Raw genomic sequence first — 12,078 nt, forward strand, 5'->3', positions numbered from 1 at the left:
CCAACGGCATATGAGGGATTCACATCCCGCAGGGGACGGCCGCACCCCCGCGGGATGAGCAGGGCAGGGCCCGCCCCGGGACGGCGTACGCGCCCGGCCCGTGAAGGGCGCACGGCGTGGACGGTGAGGTGCGCACGGCGCCGGGGGTGACCCCGGCACGGTGCGGGCGGTGAGGGGCGCACGGCGTGGACGGTGACCCGGGCACGGGGCCGGCGGTGTGCCGTGCACGGCTCACGCGGTGACCGGCGCACGGCCCCGGTCGTGAGCAGGCCACGGTGCGCCGGTGACGCTCGCACTGCCGTCATCTCCCCGGATCGGCGAGGGTGTTGACACCAGATGGATCGGGCCGGAAGCCCGCGGGGGAGTAAGGGAGAGACCCGTGATTGCCGACATCAGACTGCTCGGTCCGCTGCGGGCCCGGATCGGTGACGTGTCCGTGGTTCCGTCGGCGGCCAAGCCGCGTCAGCTGCTCGCACTGCTCGCGGTCCACGTCGGCCGCATCGTGACGATCGACTCCCTGCTCGCGGAGCTGTGGGAGGAGGAGCCGCCGCGCAGCGCCGCCACCACCCTGCAGACGTACGTCCTCCAGCTGCGCCGGAAGATCGCCGCCGCGGTCGGGGACGGCTCCGGCGTCTCGGCCAAGGAGCTGCTGGTCACCGAGCACGGCGGCTACCGCCTGGCGCTGCCCGCCGAGTCCGTGGACGTGCTGCGGGCGCGTGATCTGATCACCCGTGGGCAGCAGGCGCTGGCCGCGGGCGAGGACGCGAGCGGTTCGACGCTGCTCGGCGACGCCCTGCGGCTGTGGGACGGGCCGGCGCTGGTCGACGTCCCCGCCGGGCCGCGGCTGCGGATCGAGCGCATGAGCCTGGAGGAGAGCCGGCTCGGCGCGGTCGAGCTGCGCATCGGCGCCGACCTGCGGCTCGGCCGGCACCACCGGCTGCTCGGCGAACTCACCACGCTGACGGCCGAACAGCCGCTGCACGAGGCCCTGCACGCCCACTACATGGTGGCGCTGTACCGCGCGGGCCGGGCCGGCCAGGCACTGGAGGTGTTCCGCCGGCTGCGCGCCACGCTCATCGACGAACTGGGCCTGGAGCCCTCGCCGCGGGTGCAGCGTCTGCACCAGGCCGTGCTGGCCGCGCACCCGGACCTCGACCCGGTCGCCGTCCCGGGCGGCGGCCTGCCGCGCGAGCGGGCCGGAGCCCTGGTCGGTCCCAGCTCCACGGCGAGTCGAGCCCCGCTCCAGTCCTGGTCGTGATGGTGCTGGGCCCGAGGGCCCGCTCCGGTGGACACCGGATCCCGGCCCGACCCCGAAGGAGAGACGAGATGCTGGACATCGGCGTGCTGGGACCGTTCCAGGTCACCTGCCGGGGGGTTCCGGTGGCCCCCACCGCGGCCAAGCCGCGCAAGGTGCTGGCCCTGCTGGCCCTCAGCCCGGACCGCTTCGTGTCCGTGGACTCCCTGATGGAGGAGTTGTGGGAGGAGCGGCAGCCGCGCAGCGCCGCGACCACGCTCCAGACGTACATCCTGCACCTGCGCGGGCTGATCGCCGCCGCCCTCGCCGCCGGCCCCGAGGGCGCCGGGCCGGCGGGCGTCGACGCCAAGGGCGTCCTGGTCACCAAGCCGGGCGGCTATCTGCTGCACACCTACGGTGGCCGGGTCGACGTGCGCGACTACGAGGCACGGGCGGCGGCCGGCCACCGGGCGATGGGCGCGGACGACTTCGGCGCGGCGGCCGACGAGTTCCGTGCGGCACTGGCGCTGTGGCAGGGCCGGGCCCTGATCGACGTGCAGACCGGGCCGCGGCTGACGGCGGAGGCGCTGCACCTGGAGGAGTCGCGGCTCACCCTGCTCGGCCGCCGGATCGAGGCGGACCTCAGGCTCGGCCGGCACCACGAGGTGCTGGCCGAACTGGCCGGGCTGTGCACGGAGTACCCGCTGGACGAGACGTTCCACGGGCAGTACATGGCCGCGCTGTGCCGGGCCGGCCGGCGCGGCCGGGCCCTGGAGATCTACAGCCGGCTGCGGCTGTCGATGAAGCGGGAGCTGGGCCTGGAGCCGTCCCCGGCGGTGGCCCGCCTCCAGCACACCATCCTCAGGGGCGGCCCCGGCATCGACTGGGAACCGGTCGCCGGCTCCTGGGCGGCGGGCCCCCAGCTCCTGCGGGCGGGCTGACACCGGGGCCCTGCCGGACCCACCCCGCCGGCTCCCCCCACCGGCCCCCGCCCGGCCCGCCGGGGCACCCCGCCGGCTCCCCCCCACCGGTCCCCGCCCGGCCCGCCGGGGCACCCCGCCGGCTCCCCCCCCACCGGTCCCCGCCCGGCCCGTCGAGGCACCCCGCCGGCTCCCCCCACCGAGGCACCCCTCCGGCCCCCCGCCCGGCCGCCGGGGCACCCCGTCGGCTCGTGCGGCCCTGGCCCGGGCCTGGCGTTCCCCCGGTGCTTGAGGGGGTTTCGACCGTCGGGCGGCACGGTTCCAGGGTCCGAATCGGGGCCGGGGCGCTACCGCCGCACCCGGTGCCCGCAGCCGTCTTTCGTCGAGAGCGGCCGTCGCGGTGAGGAGAGGTCCATGAAGGCCCTGGTGCTGTCGGGCGGCAAGGGAACCCGCCTGCGTCCATTCAGCTACTCGATGCCCAAGCAGCTGATCCCGATCGCCAACAAACCGGTGCTGGAGCACATCCTGGGCAACCTGCGGGCGGTGGGGGTCGAGGAGACCGCCATCATCGTCGGCGACTGGGGGCCGGAGATCCGGGCGCTGCTCGGCGACGGCAGCCGCTACGGCATGCGGATCACCTATCTCCCCCAGGACGAGCCCCGGGGACTGGCGCACTGCGTCACCCTCGCCCGGGACTTCCTCGGCGACGACGACTTCGTCATGTACCTGGGCGACAACATGCTCCCGCAGGGCGTCTCGCACATCGCCGAGGAGTTCCGTGAGCGCCGCCCCGCGGCCCAGGTCGTCGTCCACAAGGTGCCCGATCCGCGCGCCTTCGGCGTGGCCGAGGTCGACGCCGACGGCAGGGTGACCCACCTGGTGGAGAAGCCCCAGCGGCCGGTCAGCGACCTGGCCCTGATCGGCGTCTACTTCTTCACACCCGCGATCCACGACGCCGTGGCCGCGATCCGGCCCAGCGCCCGCGGCGAGCTGGAGATCACCGACGCCATCGCCCTGCTCGTGGCGCAGGGCGAGGAGGTCAAGGCGTCGGAGTACGACGGCTACTGGCGCGACACGGGCCGCGTCGAGGATGTGCTTGAGTGCAACCGCGAACTGCTCGACACGCTCGTGCCACGCGTCGCGGGCGAGGTCGACGCGGCCAGCGAACTGGTGGGCCAGGTGGTGGTGGAGCCCGGCGCCCGCGTGGTGCGCTCCCGCATCCACGGCCCGGTCGTCGTCGGCGCCGGCACGGTGGTCGAGGACAGCTGGGTCGGCCCGCACACCGCCATCGGCCGCGACTGCGTCCTCAGCGACGCCCGGCTCGACTACTCCATCGCCCTGGACGGTGCCACCGTGCGGCATGTGCACGGCATCCACGGCTCCCTGATCGGCCGGGCCGCGGTGGTCCGGTGCGACGACACCGGCCCCGGCCGGCACCGCCTGGTGGTCGGTGACCACACGACCGTCGAGGTGGCCGCGTGAGACCGGTGGACCCGGGCGGCGCGGCCGCCCGGCCCGTGCGGATCGGCGTGCTCGGGGCCGCGGAGATCGCCCGGCGGCGGATGCTGCCCGCGTTCGCCGCCGAGCCCGGGGTGGAGGTCGCCGCGATCGCCAGCCGGAAGCCGGAACGGGCCGCCGCGCTGACCGGACGGTTCGGCGGTGAGCCGGTCGAGGGGTACGCCGCGCTGCTGGAGCGCGACGACGTCGACGCCGTGTACGTGCCGCTGCCCGCGGCCCTGCACGCCGAGTGGGTCGAGCGGGCGCTGCTGGCCGGCAAGCACGTGCTGGCCGAGAAGCCGCTCACCGTCGACGCCGCGCGCACCCGGGCGCTGCTGGCGCTGGCCCGGGCGCGGCATCTGGTGCTGCGGGAGAACGTGATGTTCGACCACCACTCCCAGCACGCCGCCGTACGCCGGCTGCTCGACGAGGGCGCAGTCGGCCGGCCCCGGGCCTTCCACGCCGCCTTCACCATCCCCGAACTGCCGCCGGACGACATCCGGTTCAGCGCCGGCCTCGGCGGTGGCGCGCTGCTGGACGTCGGTCTGTACCCGGTGCGCGCGGCCCTGCACGTGCTCGGCCCCGGACTGCGGGTCGCCGGCGCGGTGCTGGACCGTCCGCCGGGGCACGAGGTGGAGACGTCCGGGGCGGTGCTGCTGCGCGGCCCGGACGGGGTCACGGCCCAGCTCACCTTCGGCATCGGCTTCGGCTACCGCTCCTCGTACGAGATCTCCGGCACCACGGGCCGGCTGTGCGTCGACCGCGCCTTCACCCCGCCGGCCGACCACCGTCCCGTCCTGACGCTGGAGCGGGCCGGCGGCACCGAGCGGATCACCCTGGACGCCGACGACCAAGTGGCCAACACCGTACGGAAGTTCGCGCGAGCGGTGCGAGAGGGCGAGGGGCCCGCGGGGCCTGACCGGCGGGCGACGCTGCGGCAGGCGCTGCTGCTCGACGCGATCCGCCGGGCCGGGCGGGGCGAGGCCGCGGGGCAGTCCGGGCCGGGCGGCGGGCCCGCGCGCGCCGGGGACGGAGCAGCGGCGCGCCCCGGGGACCGCGTACCGGCGCGGTCCGGGGCCCGGGACGTACCGGTTCTCGAGTCCGTGTCGAGGGGCCGAGCCGACCATGACTTGGCAGTCGAGGGCGAAACAAGTGCCACAGGGAGGGGATGGAAGCAGTGACTTCCACAGCGAGCAGGACAGCTCCGGCCCGGCCGGAGACGAGCAGGGCGGTCCGGCCATGACCCGACGCGTGGCCATCACGGGACTCGGTGTCGTCGCCCCCGGCGGGATCGGGGTCAAGGCCTACTGGGAGATGCTCACCGCCGGGCGCTCCGCGACCCGCATCATCACCCACTTCGACGCCTCGCCGTTCCGGTCGCGGGTCGCCGCCGAGTGCGACTTCGACCCGGAGGCGGCGGGCCTGTCCCCGCAGGAGATCCGGCGCATGGACCGCGCCGCGCAGTTCGCGGTGGTCAGCGCCCGCGAGGCGCTCGCCGACAGCGGGATCGAGGCCGACACCTACGAGCCCACCCGCATCGGCGCCACCCTCGGCAACGCGGTCGGCTGCACCACCAGCCTGGAACGCGAGTACGTGGTGGTCAGCGACGGCGGCCGGAAGTGGAACGTCGACCACGAGTACGCCGTGCCGGACCTCTACCGGCACTTCGTGCCCAGCTCCATGGTCGGGGAACTGGCCTGGACGGCCGGCGCCGAGGGCCCGGCCGCGATGGTGTCCACCGGCTGCACCTCCGGGCTCGACGCGCTCGGCCACGCCGCCGAACTCATCCGTGAGGGCTCCGCCGACATGGTGATCACCGGTGCCACCGAGGCGCCCATCTCCCCGATCACCTCCGCGTGCTTCGACGCCATCCACGCCACCACCCCGCGCAACGACGACCCCGAGCACGCCTCCCGCCCGTTCGACCGGACGCGCAACGGCCTGGTCCTCGGCGAGGGCGCGGCCACGCTGATCCTGGAGGACCTGGAGCACGCCCGGCGCCGCGGCGCCCACGTCTACGCGGAGATCGCCGGGTTCGCCTCCCGCTGCAACGCCCACCACATGACCGGGCTCAAGCCGGACGGCCGCGAGATGGCCGAGGCCATCGACGTGGCGCTGGCCCAGGCCCGGATCGACCCGTCGGCCGTGGACTACGTCAACGCCCACGGCTCCAGCACCAAGATGAACGACCGGCACGAGACGGCGGCCTTCAAGCGCAGCCTCGGCCACCACGCGTACAGCACCCCCGTCAGCTCCATCAAGTCCATGATCGGGCACTCGCTGGGCGCGATCGGCGGTCTGGAGGCCGCCGCCTGCGCCCTGGCCATCGAGCACGGCGTGCTGCCTCCGACGGCGAACCTCACCGAGCCGGACCCGGAGTGCGATCTCGACTACATCCCGCTGCACGCCCGCGAGCGGCGCACGGATGTCGTCCTCAGCGTGGGCAGCGGCTTCGGCGGCTTCCAGACCGCGCTGGTGCTGGCCCGACCCGAAAGGAGCAGCCGGTGACGGCGCAAGCGGTGGTGACCGGCCTCGGGGTCGTCGCGCCCAACGGCCTGGGCACCGAGGAGTACTGGGCGGCGACCCTGGCCGGCACGAGCGGCCTCGGCCCGGTCACCCGGTTCGACGCCGGCTCGTACCCGAGCAGGATCGCCGGCGAGGTACCGGACTTCGTGCCCGAGGAGCACATCCCGAGCCGGCTGCTGCCGCAGACCGACCACATGACCCGGCTGGCCCTGGCGGCCGCCGACTGGGCCGTCGAGGACGCCGCCGTCGACCCGGCGGCGCTCGACGAGTACGGCATGGGCGTGGTCACCGCGGCCTCCGGCGGCGGGGTGGAGTACGGGCAGCGCGAGCTCCAGCAGCTGTGGAGCCGCGGCAAGGAGTACGTCAGCGCGTACCAGTCCTTCGCCTGGTTCTACGCCGTCAACACCGGCCAGATCTCCATCCGGCACAAGATGCGCGGGCCGAGCGGTGTGCTCGTCACCGAGCAGGCCGGCGGTCTGGACACGCTCGGCCACGCCCGCCGGCACGTCCGCCACGGCATCCCGCTCGTGGTGTCGGGCGGCGTGGACGGCGCGCTGTGCCCGTGGGGCTGGGTGGCGCAGATCTCCACCGGCCGGCTGAGCACCGCCGACGACCCCGACCGCGCCTACCTGCCCTTCACCGACCAGGCGAGCGGGTACGTACCGGGCGAGGGCGGCGCCGTCCTGCTCGTGGAGGACGCCGAGGCCGCCAAGGCCCGGGGCGCCGAGCGGATCTACGGGGAGATCGCCGGCTACGCGGCGACCTTCGACCCGCGCCCCGGATCCGGCCGCCCGCCGGGCCTGCGCCGGGCCGTCGAGGAAGCCCTGGCCGACGCCCGGGTGACCGCCGCCGAGGTGGACGTGGTCTTCGCCGACGCCGCCGGCGTACCGGAACTGGACCGCGCCGAGGCCGACGCGCTGACCGAGGTGTTCGGCCCGTACGGCGTGCCGGTCACGGCACCCAAGACCATGACCGGCCGGCTCTTCGGCGGCGGCGCCTCCCTGGACGTGGCGACGGCGCTGCTGTCCCTGCGGGACGGGGTCGTCCCGCCGACCGCCAACGTCACCGCCCCCGCCGACGGCTGCGCGCTCGACCTGGTCACCGGCTCCGCCCGCGAGGCCCCGCTGCGCACGGCGCTCGTCCTGGCCCGTGGATACGGCGGCTTCAACGCGGCCATGGTCGTGCGCCGCGTCTGACCCGCCCCGCGCGGCCGGGGCAGCCCGCCGCGCCACGCCCGCCCATCAGGGACGGCGGCGCACGGCCGCCCGTCCCGGTCATCCGAGAGGAACAACCACCCATGTCCGTTCACACCCTGATCGACCTTCCGGAACTGACCCGTCTGCTGCGCGAGTGCGCCGGTGAGGAGGAGGGCGTCGACCTGGACGGCGACGTCCTCGACACCGTCTTCATGGAACTCGGCTACGACTCCCTGGCCCTGCTCCAGGTCGTCGGCATCATCCAGCGCGACCACGGCATCGAACTCGACGAGGACGCCGTCGCCGAGGCCGAGACCCCCCGCGCGCTGCTCGACGTCGTCAACTCCGCCGCCCGGGCCGAGCGGATCGCCGCCTGAACCACCCGGACCACCCGGACCCCGGGCCACCCGGACCACCCGGACCACCCCACCCGGCCGTGTCCCCCGACGGCCACCGCGCGGCCGCCCCGCTCCCCCCGCGGGGCGGCCGCCGTCTGCTTCCCGGACCGCCGCACCCGACCGGTCCGGCCCCGCCTTCGGTGAACGGCCCCTGCCGGGCCGCCGAACTACCAGGAGAGGGACCATGAGCGCAGTCGACACCCGTGCGCGCCCGCCGCACGACCGCCGGCCGGACGACGACACGGGCGGCCCCGAACGGATCGCCCTGCTGCTGCCCGGCCAGGGCGCCCAGCGCCCGGCCATGGCCCACGGGCTCTACGGCACGGAACCCGCGTTCACCGAGGCGGTCGACGAGGTCCTCGCGCTGCTCGGCGCGGAGGGCGACCGCATCCGCGCCGACTGGGCCGCCGACACGCCCGCCGTGCCGCTCGACCACGTCTCGCGCGCCCAGCCGCTGCTGTTCGCCGTGGACTACGCGCTGGGCCGGACACTGCTGGCCCGGGGCCTCGGGCCGGCCGCCCTGCTCGGGCACAGCGCGGGCGAGACGGCCGCGGCCGTGCTGGCCGGGGTGCTGGACCTCGACGACGCCGTGCGGCTGCTCGCCGAGCGGATCCGGCTGCTCGCCGAGGCACCGCCCGGCGGCATGCTCGCCGTCGCCGCCAACCCCGGGCAGGTCGCGCACCGGCTCACCGACCAGGTCGTCATCGGCGCCGTCAACTCCCCGAACCAGCTGCTGCTCGCCGGCCCGGAACCCGACCTCGGCACGGTCGCCGAACTGCTGCGGGCCGACGGGCTGACCTGTGCGCGGGCCAAGGCCACCACGGGCTTCCACAGCCCCTCGGTCAGGGCGGCCTGCGCCGCGCAGATCCCGTCCTTCCGTGCGGTGACGCTGCGCCCGCCGCGCATCCCGATCGTCTCCGGCTACACGGCCCGGCCGCTGACCGACGCCGAGGCCACCGACCCCGTCTTCTGGGCCATGCAGCCCGCCGAGCCGGTGCTGTTCGGGGCCGCGCTCGACCGGCTGCTCGCGGACGGGCCGTACCACCTGGTGGAGGCCGGCCCGGGGCAGAGCCTGTCGGCGCTGGCCCGCCGCCACCCGGGCGTCACCCGCGGCGGCAGCCGCGTCACCCCGCTGCTGGCCGCGCGCCCGCGCGGACCGGAGGACGACCGGGCCGCGCTGCGCACCGCCGTGGAGCGGCTCGCCCCGGCGGCCGGGTCCACGCGGGATCGATCCCGTTTCGAGGCGCGGGCATGACGCTCGGCTCGGCCTCGTGCCGCCGAGGTCCGCTGAGCGTCACCGAGCAACTCTGCCGAGCAAGGCCGAGGAAGGAGAGACCATGAAGATCCTGGTCACGGGAGGCGCGGGCTTCATCGGCTCGCACTACGTGCGCTCCCTGCTGGCCGGCGCGTACCAAGGCTTCGAGAACGCCCATGTCACCGTGGTCGACAGCCTCACCTACGCCGGAAATCCCGACAACCTGCCCCTGGGCCACCCCCGCCTGGAGTTCGTCAAGGGGGACATCTGCGACCTGCCGCTGCTCCAGGAGGTGCTGCCCGGCCACGACGCCGTGGTGCACTTCGCCGCCGAGTCCCACGTGGACCGCTCCCTCGCCGGCGCCGCCGACTTCGTCCGCACCAACGTCGGCGGGACGCAGAGCGTGCTGGAGGGCTGCCTGCGGTCCGGTGTCGAACGGGTCGTGCACGTCTCCACCGACGAGGTCTACGGCTCGATCGACGAGGGCTCCTGGACCGAGGAGTCCCCGCTGCTGCCCAACTCCCCCTACGCGGCGTCCAAGGCGGGCAGCGACCTGATCGCCCGCTCCTACTGGCGCACCCACGGCCTGGACCTGTCGATCACCCGCTGCTCCAACAACTACGGCCCGCACCAGCACGTGGAGAAGCTGATCCCGCTCTTCACCACCAACCTGCTGGAGGGCCTGCCGGTCCCGCTGTACGGCGACGGCGGCAACGTCCGCGAGTGGCTGCACGTCGACGACCACTGCCGGGCCGTCCAGCTGGTGCTCACCAAGGGCGAGGCGGGCGACATCTACAACATCGGCGGCGGCCACCACGCCACCAACCGGGAGATCACCGAGCGGCTCCTCGACCTGTGCGGCCGGGACTGGAGCCTGGTGCGCAAGGTCGCCGACCGCAAGGGGCACGACCTGCGGTACTCCCTCGACGACAGCAAGATCCGGGAGAAGCTCGGCTACGAGCCGCGGGTGCCGTTCGAGCAGGGGCTCGCCGACCTCGTCGACTGGTACCGCGAGAACCGCGACTGGTGGCACCACCCGAACGCGTCCCAGGCGCTCAGCCCGGCGTCCTGACCACCCCGACCGCACGCGAGACGACCAAGGAGTCGACATGCGGGTCTTGTTGACCACCGCGCCCCTGCACGGGCACTTCTTCCCGACGGTGCCGCTGGCCTGGGCGCTGCGGGCCGCGGGCCACCAGGTGCTGGTCGCCTGCCCGGAGAGCTTCACCGGCACGGTCGCCGGGGCCGGGCTGCCCGCCGCCGCGTCCGCACCGCACGTCGCCTTCGAGGAGTTCATGCTGCGCGACCGCGACGGCCGGCCGCTGCCCCCGCCGCGGGACCCGGCCGAGCGCCGGCGCAGCAGCGCCCGCGCCTGGGGACGGCTCGCCGCCCGCACGCTGGAGGGAACCCTGCGGATCGTCGAGGACTGGCGCCCGGACCTGGTGCTGAGCGAGCCCCTGGAGTACGCGGGCCGGCTCGCGGCCGCCGCCCACGGCATCCCATGGGCGGAGGCCGGCGTCGGCCTGTCCGACTTCGGCGACTCCCGGGGCCCGGCGACCGAGGAACTCGCCCCGGAACTGGCGCGCCTTGGCCAAGGCGCCCTGCCCGAGCCGGCCCTCGTCCTCGACGTCCGCCCGCCCTCGCTGCGCGGCGACGGCCCGGCCCGAGGCCCGGTCATGCGCTACGTCCCCCACAACGGCGCCGACGTCCGGCCGGCCTGGCTGGGACTGCCCCGCAGCAGGCCGCGGATCTGCCTGACGCTGGGCAGCATGCTGCCCCGGCACGGCCGGCTCGACTTCCGCGGCCGGCTGCTCGCCCTCGCGACCGCGCTGGCCGGGACGGACACCGAGGTCGTCATCGCCGTCGACGACGAGGTCGCGGACGGCTGGGAACGGCTGCCGCAGGGCGTCCTGGCGGCCGGCCGCTTCCCGCTGGACCGCGCCCTGACCGGCTGCGACCTGCTGGTCAGCCACGGCGGGGCCGGCTCGGCGTTCGCCGCGCTGGTGCACGGCGTGCCGCAGGTGTGCCTGCCGCAGACCGCCGACCAGTTCGAGAACGCCGACCTGATCGCGGCGAGCGGAGCCGGGCTCGCCCTGCCCTCCGACGCGTCGGACGACACCGTGGCGGAAGCCGCCCGGACCGTGCTCGGCCGGGCCGCGTACGGCGACCGGGCCCGCGCGCTGGCCGGGGAGATCGCCCGGCAGCCGTCGCCCGTCGACGTGGTCCCCCTGCTGGAACGGCTCGCCGCCGCCCCGGCCGGCGCGGACGTCTGAGGAGCGTGGACGGATGCGCATCGTCGGCCACGGCTTCCTCGCCCGGCACCTGTCACCGCTGCGGGACGCCCACGACGGCGTCGTGCTGCTGGCCGCCGGAGTCTCCTGGGCGGCCGGCACCTCCGAGGCCGAGTTCGCCCGGGAGGCGGACCTGGTCCGCCGCGAGCTGCGCGCCTGCCGCGCCGAGGGCAGCCGGCTCGTGTTCTTCTCCACCGCCTCCACCGGCATGTACGGCGCCGACGACTGCCGTGGCCGGGAGGACGAACCCGTCGTGCCCTGCACCCCCTACGGCCGGCACAAGCACGGCCTGGAGGAGGAGATCCGCGCGTCCGGCGCGGACCACCTCATCCTGCGCATGGGCCACGTCGTGGGCCCCGGCCAGCCCGCGCACCAGCTGCTGCCCTCGCTGATCAGACAGGTCCGGGCCGGCGAGGTGGTCATCCACCGGGGCGCCGCCCGGGACCTGATCGACATCGACGACGTCGTCGCCCTCGTCGGCCGCCTGCTCGCCCTGGGCACCTCCCGGGACGTCGTCAACATCGCCTCCGGCGTGCCCGTGCCGATCGAGGCCGTCGTCGAGCGGATCGAACAGCGCCTCGGCACCACCGCGGTGCGCGGCTACGTCGACGGGCACCGCGGCAACCACCGGGTCAGCACCGCGCGGCTGCGCCGGCTGGCGGGCCCCGCGTACACGCGCTTCGACGCGGACTACCACCGGCGCGTGCTCGACAAGTACGTGCCCCTACCCGACCCGACCCTTACGGCCTGAGGAGCAACAG

The 12,078-nt window shown here is 75.3% G+C and carries 11 protein-coding genes; all 11 read left to right on the forward strand.

Going from position 1 to position 12,078, the window contains the following annotated elements; all coding sequences use genetic code 11:
- The first annotated feature begins 379 nt into the window (after window positions 1-379).
- The 11 genes from JK361_RS19890 to JK361_RS19940 all read left to right on the forward strand — a co-directional run bounded on the left by JK361_RS19890 (window position 380) and on the right by JK361_RS19940 (window position 12,068).
- Window positions 380-1,258: an AfsR/SARP family transcriptional regulator gene (locus JK361_RS19890; protein WP_307787282.1), complete on the forward strand. Its 879-nt coding sequence runs from the start codon at window positions 380-382 to the stop codon at window positions 1,256-1,258.
- Between the two features lie 68 nt (window positions 1,259-1,326).
- Window positions 1,327-2,175, forward strand: coding sequence for an AfsR/SARP family transcriptional regulator (locus JK361_RS19895; protein ID WP_307787283.1), 849 nt, complete (start codon window positions 1,327-1,329; stop codon window positions 2,173-2,175).
- Between the two features lie 393 nt (window positions 2,176-2,568).
- Entirely contained in the window at window positions 2,569-3,636 is a 1,068-nt protein-coding gene (locus JK361_RS19900; protein ID WP_201820072.1) for a glucose-1-phosphate thymidylyltransferase, read from the forward strand.
- Window positions 3,633-4,832 (forward strand): Gfo/Idh/MocA family protein, encoded by a 1,200-nt coding sequence (locus JK361_RS19905; RefSeq protein WP_307787284.1) that lies wholly within the window; start codon window positions 3,633-3,635, stop codon window positions 4,830-4,832. The genes JK361_RS19900 and JK361_RS19905 overlap by 4 nt, the downstream gene beginning before the upstream one ends.
- A 58-nt stretch (window positions 4,833-4,890) precedes the next feature.
- Window positions 4,891-6,159 carry a beta-ketoacyl-[acyl-carrier-protein] synthase family protein gene (locus JK361_RS19910; protein WP_201820075.1) on the forward strand — a complete coding sequence of 423 codons (1,269 nt, stop codon included), beginning with the start codon at window positions 4,891-4,893 and terminating at the stop codon, window positions 6,157-6,159.
- Window positions 6,156-7,373, forward strand: coding sequence for a ketosynthase chain-length factor (locus JK361_RS19915; RefSeq protein WP_201820078.1), 1,218 nt, complete (start codon window positions 6,156-6,158; stop codon window positions 7,371-7,373). Before JK361_RS19910 ends, JK361_RS19915 begins: the two co-directional genes overlap by 4 nt.
- Window positions 7,374-7,474: 101 nt before the next feature.
- Window positions 7,475-7,750: an acyl carrier protein gene (locus tag JK361_RS19920; protein ID WP_201820081.1), complete on the forward strand. Its 276-nt coding sequence runs from the start codon at window positions 7,475-7,477 to the stop codon at window positions 7,748-7,750.
- 205 nt (window positions 7,751-7,955) lie between these two features.
- Window positions 7,956-9,026, forward strand: coding sequence for an acyltransferase domain-containing protein (locus JK361_RS19925; protein WP_201820084.1), 1,071 nt, complete (start codon window positions 7,956-7,958; stop codon window positions 9,024-9,026).
- An 82-nt stretch (window positions 9,027-9,108) separates the two neighbouring features.
- Entirely contained in the window at window positions 9,109-10,098 is a 990-nt protein-coding gene (gene rfbB, locus JK361_RS19930; RefSeq protein ID WP_201820087.1) for a dTDP-glucose 4,6-dehydratase, read from the forward strand.
- 37 nt (window positions 10,099-10,135) lie between these two features.
- On the forward strand, window positions 10,136-11,299 hold the full coding sequence (locus JK361_RS19935; protein WP_201820090.1) for a nucleotide disphospho-sugar-binding domain-containing protein: 1,164 nt from the start codon (window positions 10,136-10,138) through the stop codon (window positions 11,297-11,299).
- A gap of 13 nt (window positions 11,300-11,312) precedes the next feature.
- Window positions 11,313-12,068 carry an NAD-dependent epimerase/dehydratase family protein gene (locus JK361_RS19940; protein WP_201820093.1) on the forward strand — a complete coding sequence of 252 codons (756 nt, stop codon included), beginning with the start codon at window positions 11,313-11,315 and terminating at the stop codon, window positions 12,066-12,068.
- Window positions 12,069-12,078: the final 10 nt, after the last annotated feature.

The sequence above is a fragment of the Streptomyces musisoli genome (assembly GCF_016741855.1).
GTDB lineage: Bacteria > Actinomycetota > Actinomycetes > Streptomycetales > Streptomycetaceae > Streptomyces > Streptomyces musisoli.